We start from the raw sequence: 18,938 nt of genomic DNA, 5'->3' as shown, positions 1-18,938 counted from the left end.
CATCCATGTCCGCTTGGGGTCAGGAGCAGTCGTCGCAGAGATTTCCGATCGCAGTACGCTATCTCGACAGCAGAGAGAAGCTGGCCCCGGTTCTGATGGTACCTAAGGGCCAAAATCGGAAATCGCCTGTCGAGGTCTTCACAGCGGCGGCTCGTAGGCAGACGGCGGTGGCTACCGCCGGCAGGGGTTACGCAGGCACGTTGCTCAGACGCTCCTGAGATGGGTTGGAGAGTTCCGCATCACCGGCGCCCTTAGGCTCCTTGATGCGGAACCACGCCACGTAGAGCGCAGGCAGGAACAAGAGCGTCAGCACGGTGCCGACAATGATGCCGCCCATCATGGCGAACGCCATCGGACCCCAGAACACCTCGGAGGAAATGGGAATCAAGGCCAGGCTCGCGGCGGCCGCGGTCAGCAGGATCGGGCGCATGCGATGCTCCGTCGCTTCCACAACGGCATCCCATGGAGCGCGCCCCTCCGTGAGCAGATCCTCGATCTGCACGATCAGGATCACGGAGTTGCGGATGAGAATACCGATCAGCGCCAGCACGCCGAGGATGGCGACGAAGCCGAGCGGCGCCCCGCTGGGCAGCAGCGCGCCGACAACGCCGATGAGGCCGAGCGGAGCCACGGCTACCACGAGAAATAGGCGCTGGAAGCTCTGCAGCTGCACCATCAGGATCGTCGCCATCACGAAGAGCATCATCGGAACGACCGCAGCGATGGGGCCTTGGCCCTTGGCGCTTTCCTCGACCGCGCCGCCCGTCACCACAGCGTAGCCTGCGGGCAGCTTATCCTTGAACTTTTCGATCTCCGGCGCGAGCACAGCGACGATCGTCGCGGGCTGCGTAGCATCCAGGATACCGGCCTTCAACGTAATGGTTGGCATGCGCGTCCGCCGCCACACAACAGGCTGTTCCAATTCGTAATGGAAGGTGGCCACCGCCGCGAGCGGGACTGGCTGCCCATTCGAACTCGCAAGTTGCAGGTTTTGGAACGTTTCGATCGAGCCCCGTTCGGAGCCCTGCGCGCGGCCCACCACGTCGACGAGATAGATGCTGTCGCGTATCTGCGTGATGGATGCCCCGCCGACGACGCTGTTCAGGGTCGTTGCGATGTCCTCCGACGTGATGCCGAGGAGACGCGCTTTGTCCTGCAACACATCGACCTTGATCACGCGGGCCGGTTCATTCCAGTCGTACGTGACATCGCCGACGCGGGGATCGGCTCCCACGATCGTGGCAAGCTCCTGCGAAAGAGCCCTGACGGTCGCGATGTCAGGTCCGCTCAGGCGATATTGAATCGGACGGCCGACGGGCGGCCCGATGTCGAGCAACTTGACGAACGCATCCGTGCCGACGAACTCCCGTTTCAGATAGGCCTCGAGCTTGGCCTTGAGGCGATTGCGAGCTTCCAGGTTCTTCGTCACGATGATCGTTTGTCCGAAGGAGGGATGCGCTGGCTGCACATCGAACGATAGCACGAAGCGCATCGCACCCTGTCCGACGTAGGACGACCAGTGCGCCACATCGGCATTGCCCGCGAGCGCCTCCTTCTCAAAACGCCCCATCTGGGCTGCCGTTTCGGCAATCGAGCTGTTTTGCGGCAGGTTCCAGTCGACGATCAGCTCGTTGCGGTCGGAGGACGGAAAGAACTGCTGCTGCACGAATCCCATGCCCACGACGGAAAGTGCAAACGCGGCCAATGTCACGAAGATCGTGAGCCAGCGCCGCCGCATGCAGAACCGCAGCAGCGATGAAAAGAGCGAGGATAGCAAGCCAGGTTTGTCGTGGTGCTTTTTCATAGTCTCCGGCAATAACCATACGCCGAGCAGAGGGGTGAACAGCACCGCCACGATCCACGACACGAGCAGCGACACCGCGAGAACGACAAACAGCGTGAATGTGAATTCGCCTGCGGCACTGCCGTTGAGGCCGATCGGGATGAAGCCTGCGACCGTGACAAGCGTGCCCGTGAGCATCGGAAACGCGGTCGATGTGTAGACGTAGCTCGCGGCCTTCTTGAGGGGATCGCCCAATTCGAGACGCGCCACCATCATCTCGACGGCAATCATGGCGTCGTCGACGAGCAGCCCAAGTGCGATGATGAGCGCGCCAAGCGAGATGCGCTGCAGGGTGATGCCAAGGTACTCCATAACCACGAAGGTGATGGCAAGAACGAGCGGGATCGAGAGGGCGACAACAAGACCCGCTCGCATGCCGAGGGAGATGAAGCTGACAATAAGAACGATCACGACGGCTTCGAAAAGAGCTTTCGTGAACCCCTTCACCGCTTCATCCACGATCAGCGGCTGGTCCGACACGAGATGAACGCCTACACCGACCGGAAGCTCGCCGGCAATCCGGGCCATCTCCTTGTGCAGCGCCTCGCCGAACTCCAAGAGGTTGGCTTTGGGCTTCATGCCGATGGCAAGACCAATCGCCGGTTGGCTGTTGTAGCGAAACAAGGACGTCGGCGGATCGGCGTAGCCGCGCTTGATGGTCGCGACGTCGCTCAACCGGAAGAACCGATCATTGATCCTCAGGTTGACGGCCTCGAGGCTCTGCTCTGAGGCAAACTGTCCGCTGACGCGAACACTGATGCGTTCGGCTCCCGTTTCGATGACGCCCGAAGGGGTGATCGCGTTCTGGGCCTGCAAGGCCGCCAGAACCTCCTGCGGGTAACGCCATAGGCCGCTATCTCGCGCGGCGAGAATTCGAGATACACAACCTCGTCCTGCGCGCCGACAATGTCGACCTTGCCGATATTGGGCACTGTCAGAACCTTGGCTCGAACCTGCTCCACATAGTCCCGTAATTGCCGCTGGCTAAGGCCGTCGGCAGTGAACGCGAAAATGTTGCCGTACACGTCGCCGAAACGGTCATTGAAAAAGGGACCCACGACGCCTTGCGGGAACTCGCCCTTGATGTCGAGGATCATGTTGCGGACTTGCACCCACGTCGGCGCGACGTCGGCGGCCTTTGTGGTATCCCGCAGGTTGAGAAAGATCGTGGTCTGGCCGGGAGTCGTGATTGACCGGGTGTAGTCGAGAGACTCGAGCTCCTCAAGCTTCTTCTCGATGCGATCCGTGACCTGCTGCGTCGTTTCCTCGACGGAGGCTCCCGGCCACTGGGCCTGGATGATCATCGTCTTGATGGTGAAGGCCGGGTCTTCTTCCCGCCCCAGGTTCAGATAGGAAAACAGCCCAGCCAATGAGAACACGATCATAAAATAAGTGACAAACGAGCGGTGCGCGAGCGCCCACTCCGACAGATTGAACGACTTCATGAGCCCGACGCTCCGTTCTCGAACTTGACCTTTTGGCCAGGCGATAGGCTGTTGACGCCGGCCGTTACGACGCGAGTCCCGGGTCCAAGGCCTGCGGACACCGTGATGGAGTGCTCGTCTCTGGAAGCGATGGTCACTTGCCGCTCCGAGATGCTGTTGGTCGCCTCGTCGATGACGAGGACCATGGATTGCCCATCCCGCTCGAGAAGTGCCGAGAGCGGTAATCGCACGACGCTCGATGAACCTGCCCATCCCTTGATCGTTGTGGTCACCGTCGTGCCGAGCCGGAACGTGTCCGGTGCGTTTTCGAGCGTAATGCGCACGCGCCGGGAGCGGGTCACGCTGTCGGCTTCCGGAGCGATCTCACGAACGATTCCGGTGACACGGACGCGTTCATCGAGCTGAAGCGCCACGTCGAATTCCGTTCCAGGCTTCACCGCGCCGTTAACGCTTTCCGGGATATCGACCACCGCCTCGCGGACATCGGGCTTCGCTATGGTCACGACGGTCTCGCCGGCGGAGACGACCTGACCTACCTCGGCGCTGACAGCCGTCACCACCCCATCGAAATCGCTCTCAAGCTGCGCATAGCCAAGCTGCTCCTGCGCCTTCGTAAGGCTGGATTGCGCGCGCACCACTTCGGCTTGTGCCGCAATGCGCGTTTGTTCGGCTGCTTCGAACGTTGCCGGCGACGACACGGCGCGATCGCGCAGCGTCTGTTGGCGGCCCTCGGTCGCCGAAGCGTTTGTGAGCTGGGCTTGTGCATTGGAGAGGCCCGCGCGCTGGATGCGAACGGCAAGTTCGAGCGCTGTCGGATCGAGTGCGGCAACGCGTTGCCCCTTGCGCACCAGATCGCCCACATCGACGTCGCGCGTGATGACGCGTCCGATAACTCGAAAGCTCAAATCCGTACGGTAGCGGGGCTCTATGGTTCCGACGAGTGTGAGCAATGACCGGGGCTCGGCGGAAACGACTGTCGATAGCACCGGGCGGGGCGGCGGAGCTGGCTTATCCTGGCTCTCGCTGCATCCCGTCAGCGGAAGGAGCGTCAGCGCGATCGGCAAGATGACGAAGCGGGTCATCGTGAGCAGGAATGCCGGAAGCGACGGTTGAAGTGCGTGTGTCATCAGCCAGCCTCCGGTGCCAGAGCGACGATCTGATTGGGTCTAAGAATCTTTGCGCCGGCGGTGACGATGCGTTCGCCGGGCTTAAGCCCGGCGTCGATGACGACGTTCTTGGTCTCGTAGGCCTCGATCTCGACGGGCTTGAGAGAGACGGCGGAAGAGTTGGGATCCACGACCCAAACCGCGGGCTTGCCCGCGAGCGCCGAGAGAGCAGTCCAGGGGATGACGACTACTTGCCTAGCCTTTGTCGTCGCGGAGCCGGACACCAGCGCTCCCAATGTGAAGGCCAGCGGGGGATCATCGATGGCGACCTTGACGCGGACGGTGCCTGATTTCGTATCGGTGCTGGGCGAAACTTCTCGAATTGTGCCGATCGCTGTGACGGTGGGGTCGGACACCAAAGCGAGGTGGATGGTGGGTGCGGATGGATTTTGGAGGAAGGCCGCCTCGTAGACATAGAAAACCGCATCTCGCGGTCCATCCTGGGCCAGTGTGAACATGGTCTGAGCGGCTTGCGCCACTTGCCCCACTTCGGCAGTCCGCGCGGTGATCACACCCGCGGCACCGGCCCGCAGCTCGGTGTAGGACAACGCATCGCGCGCGGTGCCGAGCTGAGCCTTGGCGGATTCGAGCGATCCTTCGGCGGTGCGCAGAGCCTCTTCCGCCTGATCGTACTCCCGCCGCGTCGTAAACCCGTCCTTGATGAGGGCCTTTTGCCTATCGAAGGCGGTCGCGGTCTGACGCACGCGCGCCTCGGCGGACTGTACCGTCGCCTCCGCTGACACGACGTCGGCGTTCTGTTCCTTTGGGTCGATGCGGGCCAGGACCTGGTCTGGCGTGACGCGGGTGCCGACATCAACCAAGCGCTCGCTGATCCGTCCGCTCACCCGGAAGGACAAGCCCGTTTGCACCCGGGCTTTGATCTCGCCGGTCAGCGCGACGTTGGGGGCATAGTCCGTGAACGCGACCACCTGGGTCCGCACAAGGGGCGGCGCCTTGTGGGCCGCTGAATGCTGATCGTCACAGCCCGAAAGGCCAACAAACAGCATAAAAAACAAGGCCTTTGCAATTTGAGCGCGTGTCATCACACCCCCCGAGTTAGCCCGCATAACTTCACTGACTAATCGGTCATTTATTGTTGACTTTCTGGTTAGTCAATAATAAATAAGATTGACCAGCTTGTCACACATGAAGGGAACCAATGACCGGAACGGCCAGAGCGCGGCGCAAGGCGGAACGTCCGGGCGAGATACTCGATGCGGCCTTCGAGGAATTCGTTTTGCGCGGTTACGAGGCGACCCGCCTTGAAGACATTGCTGCGCGCGCCGGCGTTACGAAGGGAACGATCTATGTGTACTTCGAGAACAAGGAGCGGGTGTTCGAAGCCCTCGTTCGCGACCTTGAGAAATCATTGCGTGAGCAGATCGAACCGTTCTTCGAGGATCGAGGCGAGCCCACGGCACAATCAATTCGTGCCGATCTGACGATGCTTTATCGCGTCTGCGCGAACGACAGGCGTGGCCGCGAGCTGTTGCGGCTGCTAATTGCAGAGGCTGTACGCTTTCCCGATCTTGTCGACGAGCACTACCGGAACCTTGTCGGTCCGATGTTCGAGAGGTTGGGTCAGCGGCTGCGCCGAGGCGCGGCGATCGGAGCCTTCCGCGACGCACCGGCCGTCAATTTCCCCGAGCTTCTCCTCGGGCCCGCGCTGTCGCTTCACATCTGGAAGCTGCTGTTCTCTGACCGCAAGCCGATCGATGCCGAGCAGCACTTCGAGGCGGCACTTGATCTGCTCCTGAGGGGATTGCTACCGCCAAACATCTGAGGCTGGGTGGCCAGAAAAAGTAGTGGGGCATCTCCTTGGCAAATCACGCCGCGTGTGCTCACCGATGCGCTGGCTGCTGGCCGAGCCGAAGCAAAGCGCGCGTTCGATGCCATGACCATGCGGAAGATCGAAGTCGCCGCAACAGAAGCGGCGCGGCGCGGTTGAAGTCTGGTCAATAGAGTAATGCCCAGTGAAGGCGTCGCAGAGTCACCAGGCGCCGCGAATGGAAATCGATTAAGCTATTTTCTCATCCACGGCGCGCTCCTTATCGCCACCGAGAGCGCCGCTTACATCGCCGACCGGTTGCGAAGCGATAACACCGGCGCGAAAGCGAAGCCGACCCCATCAGCGTATGATCTCCAACGCTAACAGCTATCGTTCAAAAGAAATCTCCACAGAATGAGCGCTTTCTTCCGGAAGCCCCGGATTGCTGAGGCTCGAATTCTTCTTGGTGTTACACCGGCACAACCGGATGGCATTCCTGATGCGAGCATCGTCGAGACGGTGATTGAAGTCACCGACAAGAGGAATCTGCCAGACTTGGTCTCCGAAGCCAACCGGCAACGCATCACATCAGCAGAAACATCAAATACTGCAGATTTTGGAAGATCCGTAATTTTACGGAGGGTTTCGTACAGAGGCTAAGGGTCGGCCAGTTGTCAAACAACGTCTGCAACAACGGAAAGGAGTTTGGGCAAATTTAGCAATAGGGGGTAACACGTGAGGCTTTCAGTCATTGTTAGTGCCATAGCGTTCGGTGGTTTAGCGGCTTCGGCAAATGCCGCTGACCTTGGTGGGGCCAATGCGTACGGCGCCTATAGTTCGCCCGGCTCTCCCGCCCCTCTCATCGCCAACTTCTTCGATGGGGCAGCGCCTGGCTCCATGACGGTCGCAGGGATTACCGTCTATGGCGCGGTCGACTACAGCGCCGTTTACAACTCGCACGGCGCGACTCCAACCGGCTCTCTCTATCAGGGCTCGCTTTATCAAATCTCGAAGATCAGCGGGGGGCCGCAATTCAACGCTACCAACAATGCCATGAGCCAATCGTTCGTTGGCGTGAAGGCGAATGAAAAGCTTTCTGACCTTTTCGGTGTCGACTCTCTGACTGGCTGGTCGTTCATCTCTGATGCGCAAATCGGATTCGATCCGGCCTGGGGGGATATTGCCGACGTCTGCAGAACGCTACGTATGAACAACGGCCTCGGCGCTTTTCCTCTTGAGCAGACCGCAAATCTCGATGGCAGCCGTTGTGGCCAGATCTTCAATGGAGTGCTTTACGGCGGTATCAAAAACAACGACCTCGGCCAGTTGACGTACGGCCGTCACAACTCCCTATTGAACGACGCTCTCGGTGCTTATGACCCGGAGGCCGGTTCGTATGCATTTTCGCTGTTCGCTTTTTCGGGAACCGTTGGCGGCGGCGGCGGCGCCACCGAGGATGCGCGGTGGAACAACTCGCTTCGCTATGCGAACACCATCGGTATATTCCGAGTGGCTGGCATGTATCGGTTCGAAGGCATGGAACAGGGGGGTGACGCGTATTCGGGCAATCTTGGCGTCGATCTACCTGGTGCGCTCAAGGGCCTTTCGATCGACGGGGTTTATGCCCACTTCAATAATGCCATCGCAGCCAGCAACCTGTCGGCCGGCGACTGTGCTGCTCTTGCGACCAGTATTGCGGCCTGTCAGAGCCTCGATATCTTGAGCGCCACTGTATCGAATAACGACGTCTGGTCGATCATGGCCAAATATAATTTCGGCCATTTCGGTTTCGACAACGTCACTGCCATGGGTGGCTATGAACACATCAATTTCTCCAATCCTGATAGCCAGCTCAATAGCCTGACCACAATCGGGGGCTATCAGCTGTTTGCGGGAGATGTGAACTACAATAAGTATCTCTCCGACAAGCAGCTCGATCTATTTTGGTTCGGCGGCAAGTGGGCGATCACGCCGAAGCTGACGGCTGCGGCTGCCTGGTATCATTACGATCAGAACACGTTTGTTACGAATTCCGGAACGAGCACCACTGCCTCAAACTGCAACGGCAAGTCAGGGACCGCTGCAAGCGGGAACTGCGCCGGCTCGTTCGATTGGGTTAGCGCCTCGCTGGACTATCAATGGACAAAACGGCTCGACGTTTATGCCGGCGTCTCGTATTCGCAGGCCGATGATGGCTTGGCCAGTGGCTTCACTTACACCAACACTTGGAACCCCGCTTTTGGCGCTCGCTTTCGGTTCTAACGACGCACTCTGAAGCGGCACGCTTTTGCTGAGCGTCTCGCCAAGCCGCAATTCCACGCAAGTATCTCTCTCTTTCGCAATCACACTCCAGGCGCGGCTCCGGCCGCGCCTTTCTTTTTTTCAAAGGCTCGCGGCAGAGCAATTGAATTGCGACCTCATCCCCCGGGAGACTGCCACGGTATTTCTGCGGATGTGTCTGCGCTTGCGTCAATGGGCGGACGGTACCGAGCGGAATTACGCTCTGTAATCGGACCAAGTAATTTTGTCGGTGATGCCAATCCAATTACGAGGACGTTGGCCTGTATCCCCGTCGTTGGGTCCGCGAGCATCGAACCGATCAACCTCGGACAGGGACCATTACGATGTTTAAGCCCGTCGCCGCTTCCATTTCACTTCTCGCGCTAGGATTCGCGACCGCCGCAAGCGCTCAAGGACGATGTGACGGAGACTTCCAGATGGTCAACGGAAGCTGGGTTGCCACGAGATATTGTCAGCGCATGGCGGCGGAGCGCGTCGCGCACGCCGAGCACGCGCACATCACGCACCACACGGTTCGTCAGAGCGACGAAACGCCGGAAGAGTTTTGCCGTTGGCACAACGGCGAAATCGAAACCGAAACCTACTGCTCCAGCTACAACGACTGATCCAAAAGCGACGTGGAGACCGATATGAATCGCATGCTGAGTGCAGGCGCGATTGCGCTCGCGTTTTCCACTTCGGTGGCCATGACGTCAGCGGAGGCAAGATCGCTCTGCGACGGAGATTTTGAGCGCACAGCCAACGGCTGGGTCTCGACGCCCCGTTGTCAGGAGCATGAGGCGGCCAGGGTCGCCCGAGAAATGCATCAACGTCTGACCGATCGTACGGCCTCGCCCAATGATGTGACTCCCGACGAATTCTGCCGCGGCAACAACGATATCAGGGTTTCAACCTTCTGCGCAGCTTACAAAGACTAATAGCGCTCGGTGCCGCCTTGAGGGTGATTCCGGTTGGCTCTAAGTGAACCGACCATCTCCTCCAGGCGCACCGCAATTCTTACGAGATCGGCAATATTGCGAGCTCCCGTTCTTTCCATTACCCACGCCCGATACGTTTCAACGGTACGCGGGCTAATTTTGAGCGCGAGGGCTATTTCTTTGTTGGAGAGGCCTTTTACGGCCATATCCATCACTTGCCGTTGTCGATCGGACAGCTCGTTGATGCGCGCCGCAAGACGGATAGTTTCCTGATCCTTATGGCGCTGATTTTCGGCTTCTCCGATTGCCGAAGAAATGCTCTCGATCAAGCGATCGGGAGAGAAAGGCTTCTCGATAAAATCGTGCGCGCCTGCCTTGAGAGCGGAAACAGCCATGGCAATGTCGCCATGGCCTGTAATCAGCACAAGGGGGACCATCGGCCATTTCTTGGCAAGCTCTTTCTGCAGCTCCAGACCCGTCATGCCAGGCATACGGATATCGCAAACGACGCACGACGGGAGTTGTTCGCCCTGTAAAGCACACAGAAACTGCTCGACGGAGGAAAAGGAATAGACGCCAAATCCGCGATTGCTGAGCATCAGGGACAACGAATCTCGAACCGGTTCGTCGTCATCTATGATCGCGATTGCCGAGGCTAACGTCACTGCCCTGTCCCCCTTGGAAATGAATTCAACCGAATACGAACGAGGGCGCCGTTGCCATCGTTTTCCAGAAGAAGCTCGCCTCCGTGTCCTTCGACGATCGTTTGGCTGAGCGAGAGACCCACCCCCAGGCCGTCCCTTTTGCTCGAAGAGCGGATGCCGGCTTTTCGAAGATCAAAACCCGACGGAAATCCGGGTCCGCTGTCCTTAATTCGGATTTCGATACGGTTGCCGTCGATATTGCTGGCGCTGACATTGATCAATCTCTCTTTCGATGGATCGTTGTCGCTCATCGCATCGACCGCGTTCGATATGATGTTCATCAAGACCTGCTCGATTTGAAGACGGTCGACTGCAGCATTGCGTATGTCACGAGGAATTGCGACCTTCACCGAGGCGCCCGTCCGCTGAAGATTGGGCTCCAAAAGATCAAGCGCTTCCCGTATGAGCAGATGGGGATTTTGCTCGCCGATCTGTCTGCGGCCGAGCCTGATAAAATCGCGAAGGTTTCGAACCACGGCCGCCGTCCGATCGACTTGGCTTGCCATTTTCGATGCCGCTTCTATCGCGATCGAGCGGTCGCCTTCGCCTTTAGCTAAGTATTCCTGGACGAGACGGGTATAGTTCGAAATAGCGGTCAACGGCTGGTTGATCTCGTGAGCGATGGCGGTCGTGACTTCGCTGGCACTTCCCAACCGGAAAATTTGGGAGACCGATTCCTGATTAAGCCGCAGCTCCTGTTCGAAGCGGCGGCGGTCAGTCACGAGGCCGCCGATGGAGAGACCCGTGAACGCAAGAACGAGCATCAAGGACTGGTAGGTCGTCACGCCTGCGAGCTGCGGGCCTGAAATGAGAAGCGCGAGGACGAGGCCGACCTCAGTCGCAAGAAGCCCGTAAGTCGCGCCCTTCAGGCCATGCCTGAGCGCGACCCAGATGATCGGAAAGAACACCACATTGAAAAGGCGGAAGTGGGGAAGGCTGGAAAACCCGAAAGCTAAACCGAGAGCCGCTAAGATCGCGAGTCCCTGAATACCCGCTTCGAGGGTCGGCTTTGGAATGCCGCCCGCATTCGCGACGATCAGGATGAACGGCGTGATGATCGAAATGCCGATCAGGTCGCCAATTGCGTATCTAAAAATACTGTAAGGAATTTCGGCCGTGGTGAGAACGCTTGAGGCAGAAAGGAGCATTACGGAGGCGGACGCGACGAGGGTCGCGCTTACGATGGCGATTGCCTCAAGCGCGAGAACGTCACGAAGCGATGCAAGCTTGATGTCGAATTGCCACCGCGACTGCTGAATCCAGTTAAGCGCCACGGCATATCCTCCGCCGACGATGATTGGCGACAGCAACTGGACGAGAGATGGCAGTTCGCTGCGCAGAATAAGATTCGACGCGGCGACCGCGAGCAGGAGATACGGCCAGAACTGGCGTCCAAACACCAGGAAAGCTGCGAAAGTCAGGCCTGTCTCTGGGCTCCATGGCACGATCCCAAACGACGGCGTGGACGAAATGATGCTCAACCAGCCGAGCACGATGTAGGCGACAATGTACGCAGGGCCGATCAACCATATCGGGGTAGCTTGCATACGGGCCATACGATTCGCATGCATTCTTTCTGTTACGACCACCTGCGACATCGTACTTTTCCTACACTGCCTAGCGCGTCGCCACTCCGTACGTGTCCGGAGGCTTAGCCACGGACGGTGCGCCACGCAAGCGAACGGCCGGAATTTTCCTGAACGATGATGCCTTGGATATATGCGGATGTCGCTGCTCGCTTTGCGCCGCGCAGTGCAACATGACGTGGCTGCAATCAAAGGGTGAAGCCAAAGAGAATCCGCGGAATACGCGATCGCTTACGGGAGATAAATTCCCGAGGTTTCAGCGAGTGCGTCATGCAGTTCTGCATGATCCTCGCATGATTAACGAGCGCGAAGCAGCTCTTGCGGTTACCGGAGAACGTTGAACTGATGTCGCTGCCACGCTTCTCTCTTACGCATCCTCATTCGGTAGTAGCGATCATTATCCTCGTTTGCCTGCTCGGCTTCGGTGCGGTATCGCGCATGCCGACGGACATTTTTCCCGAAATCAACATCCCTGTGGTCAGCGTCGTTTGGACCTACAGCGGCATGAGCGCGGAAGAAATGCAGGATCGTATCCTCATCAAGCACGAGAGGCAGATGGCGTCTCTTGTCGATGATATCGAGCGCATCGAAGCAAACAGCTATACGGGTGTTGGCGTTATCAAAGTCTACCTTCACGAAGGCGCGGACGTGAGCCGCGCCATTACGCAGCTTTCAAGTTGCGCGCAGACGGTCCTGAAGAGCATGCCGCGCAACATCACGCCGCCACTTATCGTTCGTTACAGCGCAACTGACGTTTCCGTCATCCAGCTAAGCCTCGCGAGCCGGTTCTTGCCGGATTCCCGTCTGACCGATCTCGGTCAGCAGGTGCTACGGCCTAACCTGGCGGTCGTGCACGGTGCCCAGGTTCCGTATCCATATGGTGGCAAAATCCGAGTCATCATGGTGGATCTCAATCCCAACGCATTGCAAGCGCGTGGACTGACGCCGGCCGACGTCTCCGATGCGCTGGCGAAACAGAACATCATTGTTCCGTCAGGCGACGTCAAAGTCGGTGCCAAGGATTATCCGGTGACGATGAATAATACGCCCGAGGTAATTTCGGCGATTTCGAATTTTCCCATCAAACAGATCGATGGCAAAACGATTTTCGTTCGCGATATCGCCGATGTTCATGACGGACACCAAATACAAACGAACTCGGTCAGCCAAAACGGCGCGCCGGGCGCGCTCATGCTCGTACGAAAAACGGGCGGGGCATCGACGCTCGACGTCATCAATGGGGTCAAGGCGGCGCTACCGAATCTGCGACGCATGATGCCGGATGGCGTGTCGATCAAGACGATTTTCGATCAGTCGATCTTCGTGAAGGCCGCACTCAACAGCGTTGTGATGGGTGGCTTAATGGCCGCCGGACTGACCGCGTTGATGATCCTCTTGTTCCTCGGCAACTGGCGGCTCACGATCATCATTCTGGCATCGATCCCGCTGTCGATCATAGCAGCGTTGCTGATGCTCTACCTCGCGGGACAGACACTTAATACGATGACACTCGGCGGGTTCGCGCTGGCGGTCGGCATACTTGTCGATAACGCGACGGTCGTAATCGAGAATATCGAGCGGCACGTCGGATTGGGCGAGGAACTCGAGGAGGCCATACTGAACGGAACATCGGAAGTCGGAATTCCGACGCTTCTTTCGACGCTATCGATCGGTGTCGTTTTCGTCCCCGTCTTTCTTCTTACGGGTACCGCGAAATACCTGTTCTCGCCGCTGTCGTTGTCGGTCATCCTCTCGCTTTTTGCCAGTCTACTTCTGTCGTTCACCCTCGTCCCGGTGCTCTTCAAATATCTGATGCGGTCACAGGTCGGAAAGCATAGCAGCGGTCACGCCAATACGAACAAGGGGTCGCGCTTCAATCCTTTTAGCATCATCCATCGTGGCTTCGAGCGCGGCTTCAGTGCGTTCCGCGAACGATATCGCAATGCTGTTTCATGGTGCGTCAACCACCCATTTCCAACGGCGGCATTCTTTGCCGTTCTGCTCGGCGTTACCATGCTTCCGCTGCGAAGTCTCGGAATGGACTTCTTCCCGCAGATCGACGCGGGGCAAATGCGTCTGCACGTTCGCGCGCCACCCGGAACCCGGATCGAAGATACGCAAAAGTATTTCAGCGAAGTCGAGGACACGATACGCAAGATCGTCGGCAACGATCAGATCGACGTCATTCTTGACAACATCGGGTTGCCTTATAGCGGCATCAACATTGCGCTGAGCGATACCGCGACGGTCGGTCCGATGGACGGCGAGATTTTGGTGTCATTGAAGGAAAAGCATACGTCCACGCCCGTTCACATTGCCGACCTTCGCCGAAAACTGCCCCGCCTCTTTCCCGAGCTTCAGTTCTTTTTTCAACCGGCCGACATCGTCAATCAGGTATTGAATTTCGGTCAGCCGGCACCGATCGACGTTCGCGTCTCGGGACACGATGCCGATATGACGTTCGCGCTTGCCTCGAAGATTGCGCGCGATTTGAAATCTGTGCCTGGCATCGTTGATTCTCACGTCTTCCAGGTGCCGGATGCGCCGGCCATCAAGGTCGATGTCGACCGGACGAAGGCGCGAGATCTCGATCTCGAGCAACACGGGCTTGCAAATGATGTGCTTGTCACCCTCAATTCGAGCGCACAAGTCTCCCCGAACTTCTGGCTGAACCCGCACAATAACGTCAGCTATCCGCTCGTCGTCCAAACACCGACATATCGCGTCAAATCGACGAAAGACCTGTGGACACTTCCAGTAACGCCTCCTGGAGGCAAAGAATCCCAGCTGCTGATGAACGTCGCGAAGTTCGGGCGGACGAAAGTCCCGATGGTCGTGTCTCAGCTCAACATCGCGCCAGTGTTCGATGTGGACGCGGATGTCCAGGGCCGCGATCTCGCCTCTGCGGCGGATGCCATTGATAAGCTTCTCTCGAAGGATAGCCCTGACGCTTCAAGCGGCATCAAGGTGACACTCAGCGGCCAGATTGAGACGATGCGCGAGAGCTTCACGGGGCTTTTTGGAGGCATGGGACTCGCGATTGTCCTCGTCTTCCTGCTTCTCGTGATCAACTTCCAAAGCTGGCTCGATCCGCTCATCGTTCTTATGGCTGTCCCGTTCGCGCTCGCCGGCATCGTATGGATGCTATTGATTACTGGCACGCATGTCAGCGTTCCGGCCCTTATGGGCAGCTTGATGTGCATAGGACTGACCACGGCAAACGGTATCCTCGTCTTGACCTTCGCAAACCAGCAAGCCGAGCTGGGCGTCGATCCGATGCACGCGGCCATAGAGGCCGGCTATACGCGCCTGAGGCCTGTCCTGATGACGGCCGGCGCCATGATCCTCGGCATGATTCCGATGGCACTAGGTGTTGGTGAAGGCGGCGAGCAGAACGCGCCCCTCGCCCGGGCGGTCATCGGCGGTCTTTTGCTCGCGACAGTCGCGACGTTGATCTTTGTTCCCACTCTATACCGGCTTCTGCGCCGCGACACTTCTCGGAAAACCGAACACCGGAGGCTGCCCCTTGCGCATGCTTAGAAAAGGCGAAACGTCCGCCAACGTCATTGAATCGGAAGCTTCGGAAGCGGATCCACTCGCGCCCGCGGATTTTCCATCGAAAGATTGCCTCGCAACGGTGGCGGCGGAAGAGTATCCGAAATCGACCGGGCGCTGGATGATGTTGACTGCGCTCGTCATTGTGTTTGGGTTGACAACAGCATTCTTCGAAGTCAGCCGCATCAGGGCGCGTGAGACTGATACTCTCGAGCAGGAAACGCGAAAAGCGGCCTCAACGTTGCCCTTGGTTGATGTGGCGACAGCGAATGCGGGCCCAACATTCAAATCTCTCCTTCTTCCTGGCGATACGGCCGCTTGGTACCGAACGACGCTCTACTCGCGGGTCAACGGCTATCTTGCCGATTGGAAGGTCGACATCGGAGACCGGGTGAAGAAGGGCCAATTGCTGGCAACAATCGAGACGCCTGATCTTGATGCCCAGTTGGCTGCTGCGCGCGCCGAATTGGAAGCCGCGAAAGCGGAGGCGAAGGTCCGGCGCGCTGATGCCGACTTTGCGAGCAGCAGCTATGATCGCTGGCGGAATTCGCCGAAAGGCGTCGTTTCGGACCAAGAACGCGAAGAGAAGAAGGCCGCGAACGACAGCAGCATCGCCAAACTCAATGCCGCGACGGCGCAAGTCGCCGTCGACCAGGCGAAGGTCGATGGATTGATGACTCTTACGCAGTATAAGAACGTCACGGCGCCATTCGACGGCATTGTCACGGATCGTCGCGTCGATCCCGGCGACTTAGTAACCGCGGGAAGCTCGGCGAGCACGTCGCCGCTGTTCGTCATCCAGCAGACGGACAAGATTCGCATCTTTTCGCGAGTCCCGCAGGGCGTGGCCGAGGGACTTTTCGTCGGGTCAACCGTGAAGATCATGACGGCCGATGGAGCGGACCGCGCTTACGAGGGCAAGATTGCGCGAACGTCGGCCTCCGTCGATCCACACGCCCGGACCACGCTCATTGAGGTGGTCTTGCCGAACACGAACTATGCTCTTTCACCCGGCATGTACGTCTGCACAGAATTCCACGTGGCGCAAGCGCCGAGTATCGAAGTTCCGGCCGCGGCAATTCTGTTTCGCGCCAAGGGACCGCAGGTTGCCGTCGTCGAAGATGGAAAGATCACTTTCAAGAACGTGACTATTGCAAGCGATGACGGCGATAACGTCGAACTCGCGTCGGGCATCGAAGTCGGAGATCGTGTGGCGCTCAATATCAATAGCCAAATTTCGGATGGCGACAAAATCGCGATCCACAACGACACGCCCAAGGCTCAGAGCTGATGGCGCGTCGGGGGGGACTTAAATTTCTGCTGGCGATCCTGGCCGGGGGGCTATCGGGTTGCGCAGTTGGGCCGGATTACCTGCTCCCGCGTATCGGTGCGCCGGGAATGTTTACGACCAGCAGCATCGCCGATCAGAGCACGACAGAGTCGAGTGTCCAATCCGCGTCGCCTGCGATCGTTCAGTGGTGGACTCTCCTCAAGGATCCTCAACTCGGATCGCTCATCGAACGTGCGATCGCCGCCAACCCGGACATCGAGATAGCCGCAAACCACATCCGCGCCGCTCGTGCGAATGAAGTCGCCGTTCGCGGTCTCGCTTTGCCCTTCGTCGAGGCCAATGCCGCGGCTGGTCGCGGTACGGGTACAAACTCGACGAAGGGGCGTGTCGCCGGCCCCCTCAATGCGGCGACGAACACCGCCGGTCTTAAAGAGATCACGCACGTCGCTGGTTTTGACGCCGGCTGGGAGCTCGACCTTTTCGGCAAAGACAGGCGTGCCTACGAAGCGGCGCAATACTCGACGGACGTCGCAGTCGAGCAACGACACGCTGTTCTCGTCTCTGTTGTCGCCGAAGTCGCCAAAGCCTATATCGAGACGCGCGGCGTTCAGGCCAAGATCAAAGCCTCGAATGAGAACGTGGCGCGCGCGCAGAGAACTTACGAACTGATGAAGACGCGGTTTGACCGCGGCTTGACGAACGAGCTGGATTTGAAGCTCGCGTCACGTCAGCTTGCAACACTGAAGGCGGAGCTTGCGCCGCTCGCCGCCGACGAATACGACGGCTGCGCACGCATCGCCGTTCTTCTTGGCACGTATTCCGGTGGCATTTGCCAGGAGCTTAAGAGCGTCAAGAAAATTCCGGTAACTCCGGATCGGCTGAAGACAGGCTTGCCCGTTGACGTGATCCGTCGAAGGCCGGATGTGCGAGCCGCAGAGCGGCAGCTTGCCGTCGAGACGGCGAGGATCGGCGTCGCTGTGGCGGATCTATTCCCGCGCGTGCAGATCACGGCTGGCGGCGGCCTTCAAGGACAAGGCATTGGTGTCGTGCCCGTCGTGACCAAGAGCATCTACTCCGTCGGACCGTCGGTCTATTGGCCGCTGCTCGATTTCGGTGCGCTCGACTCGCTCGTGCACATCCAACAGCTGCAGACCGACACGCAATGTCTGACTTATAAGCGCGTGATCATCTCGAGCGTCGAAGAAGTCAACGTGGCGCTGTCACGATATCGGGCCGCGATGGCGACGCTCAGGTCTCTCGCCAAAGCCGTGAAGGAAAGCAAAGGTGCCGTCGACCTTTCGACCGAGCGTTACGATCGAGGCGTGACGGATTCACTCTATGTGCTCGATGCCGAACGTCAGGACGATGAGCTTGAGCTTCAGTACGCCCAGGCGAAGGCCGATGCGGCGATTGCCTTCATTGCAGTTTACAAGGCTCTTGGCGGCGGTTGGGAAATGTTCGACCAGGACTTGCCGGCGCCGCGCGCCCTTCCAGCGGTCCTCGCGGCATACGAACATTTGCACGACCGTTGAAGGACGAGCTCGTCTGTGCTCTTCCTTTTGGCAAAGGGGGCGATTTATTTTGAGGTCGTCGCGATCGGTGAGTTTGGCGAACGAAGCTGAGCGCCGCGTGCCCTATCGAGCGCGAGCTTGTTTACGATAGCTGCATTGTTCATGGGATCGACTTCGAGAACATGATCGAAATCGGCTTCAGCGTTCTGCATGTCACCGGCAACAGCACGGGTGTTTCCGCGCGCGATGTAAGCGTTCAGGAAATTGCCGTCGAGAGCTATCGCGCGATCATAGTCGCGGATTGCATCCTTCGAGCGGCCGACGGCCTTGAAGCTATTCCCGCGATTGAAGTACAACCGCGGCTCATTGGGTGAGATCTCAACCGCGCGATCATAGTTTGCAATTGCGCCGTCAAAATCCCCCTTGGCTTTGTAGATATTCGCTAGGTTGTTGTAAGCTCGCGTGGCAAGCGGGTCGAAATATATCGCTTTGCGATTATCCGCTATGGCGTTGTCGTAATCGTGCTCCGAAGCAAACGCGATCGCACGTGCTTCATAGGCGTCTGCATCTTGCGGCGAGAGCGCGATCGCAGTGCTGAAATCGGAGATCGCCTTCCCAAGGTCATTCGTCGCGAAATATGCGAGTCCGCGATTGATATAGGCGATCTTGACATTCGTGGAATTTGAAGTGCCGCTCTCGATTACCGCCGTGCACGCGAAGATATGCTGTGACGGCGTCGGTGCATCGGAGCACGGGTTTGCGCTTTCGGCAAAGGATGCGGTCGAAGACAAATATGCTCCGGCTAGCATCGCGAAGACACTAGCCGACTTGCGCAACAAACGCATTTCTCA

At 58.5% G+C, this 18,938-nt stretch carries 11 protein-coding genes and 2 pseudogenes; 7 read left to right on the top strand and 6 right to left on the bottom strand.

The window, feature by feature from the left end; genetic code table 11:
• Positions 1-187 precede the first annotated feature (187 nt).
• From AB4Z24_RS10595 to AB4Z24_RS10585, 3 genes and pseudogenes are all read right to left on the bottom strand, one after another.
• A pseudogene (locus AB4Z24_RS10595) lies at positions 188-3,288 on the bottom strand (efflux RND transporter permease subunit).
• A complete protein-coding gene (locus AB4Z24_RS10590) occupies positions 3,285-4,415 on the bottom strand; it encodes an efflux RND transporter periplasmic adaptor subunit (RefSeq protein WP_441708136.1) in 1,131 nt (376 codons plus the stop codon). Before AB4Z24_RS10590 ends, AB4Z24_RS10595 begins: the two are co-directional and overlap by 4 nt.
• Complete coding sequence (locus tag AB4Z24_RS10585) at positions 4,415-5,497, bottom strand: efflux RND transporter periplasmic adaptor subunit (RefSeq protein ID WP_441708134.1); 1,083 nt, start codon at positions 5,495-5,497, stop codon at positions 4,415-4,417. Before AB4Z24_RS10585 ends, AB4Z24_RS10590 begins: the two co-directional genes overlap by 1 nt.
• A 116-nt stretch (positions 5,498-5,613) precedes the next feature.
• Here AB4Z24_RS10585 and AB4Z24_RS10580 point away from each other — a divergent pair, with 116 nt between their 5' ends.
• From AB4Z24_RS10580 to AB4Z24_RS10565, 4 genes and pseudogenes are all read left to right on the top strand, one after another.
• Positions 5,614-6,237, top strand: coding sequence for a TetR/AcrR family transcriptional regulator (locus AB4Z24_RS10580; protein ID WP_441708132.1), 624 nt, complete (start codon positions 5,614-5,616; stop codon positions 6,235-6,237).
• A pseudogene (locus AB4Z24_RS10575) lies at positions 6,227-6,402 on the top strand (VOC family protein); the annotation flags it as partial. The gene AB4Z24_RS10580 and the pseudogene AB4Z24_RS10575, both read left to right, overlap by 11 nt.
• A 555-nt stretch (positions 6,403-6,957) precedes the next feature.
• A complete protein-coding gene (locus AB4Z24_RS10570) occupies positions 6,958-8,484 on the top strand; it encodes a porin (RefSeq protein WP_441708130.1) in 1,527 nt (508 codons plus the stop codon).
• Positions 8,485-8,939: 455 nt separating this feature from the next.
• Positions 8,940-9,128, top strand: a complete 189-nt coding sequence (locus AB4Z24_RS10565; RefSeq protein ID WP_441708128.1) for a hypothetical protein — start codon at positions 8,940-8,942, stop codon at positions 9,126-9,128.
• A gap of 308 nt (positions 9,129-9,436) precedes the next feature.
• Here AB4Z24_RS10565 and AB4Z24_RS10560 read toward each other — a convergent pair whose 3' ends face one another.
• Together AB4Z24_RS10560 and AB4Z24_RS10555 are read right to left on the bottom strand one after the other, a co-directional pair.
• Entirely contained in the window at positions 9,437-10,105 is a 669-nt protein-coding gene (locus AB4Z24_RS10560) for a response regulator transcription factor (RefSeq protein ID WP_441708126.1), read from the bottom strand.
• Complete coding sequence (locus AB4Z24_RS10555; protein WP_441708124.1) at positions 10,102-11,700, bottom strand: MASE1 domain-containing protein; 1,599 nt, start codon at positions 11,698-11,700, stop codon at positions 10,102-10,104. The genes AB4Z24_RS10560 and AB4Z24_RS10555 overlap by 4 nt, the downstream gene beginning before the upstream one ends.
• A 375-nt stretch (positions 11,701-12,075) precedes the next feature.
• Here AB4Z24_RS10555 and AB4Z24_RS10550 point away from each other — a divergent pair, with 375 nt between their 5' ends.
• From AB4Z24_RS10550 to AB4Z24_RS10540, 3 genes are read left to right on the top strand one after another with little or no spacing between them, the layout of a single operon-like run.
• A complete protein-coding gene (locus AB4Z24_RS10550) occupies positions 12,076-15,270 on the top strand; it encodes an efflux RND transporter permease subunit (RefSeq protein WP_441708122.1) in 3,195 nt (1,064 codons plus the stop codon).
• Positions 15,263-16,576: an efflux RND transporter periplasmic adaptor subunit gene (locus AB4Z24_RS10545; RefSeq protein ID WP_441708284.1), complete on the top strand. Its 1,314-nt coding sequence runs from the start codon at positions 15,263-15,265 to the stop codon at positions 16,574-16,576. The genes AB4Z24_RS10550 and AB4Z24_RS10545 overlap by 8 nt, the downstream gene beginning before the upstream one ends.
• Positions 16,576-18,108 (top strand): efflux transporter outer membrane subunit, encoded by a 1,533-nt coding sequence (locus tag AB4Z24_RS10540; protein WP_441708120.1) that lies wholly within the window; start codon positions 16,576-16,578, stop codon positions 18,106-18,108. Before AB4Z24_RS10545 ends, AB4Z24_RS10540 begins: the two co-directional genes overlap by 1 nt.
• Before the next feature lie 44 nt (positions 18,109-18,152).
• Here AB4Z24_RS10540 and AB4Z24_RS10535 read toward each other — a convergent pair whose 3' ends face one another.
• Entirely contained in the window at positions 18,153-18,932 is a 780-nt protein-coding gene (locus AB4Z24_RS10535; protein ID WP_441708118.1) for a tetratricopeptide repeat protein, read from the bottom strand.
• Positions 18,933-18,938 lie beyond the last annotated feature (6 nt).

It is taken from the genome of Hyphomicrobium sp. 2TAF46 (assembly GCF_052114865.1).
Lineage (GTDB): Bacteria > Pseudomonadota > Alphaproteobacteria > Rhizobiales > Hyphomicrobiaceae > Hyphomicrobium_B.
The sequence above is the reverse complement of the archived record's forward strand: the minus strand, read 5'-3'. Positions and strand labels throughout refer to the sequence as shown.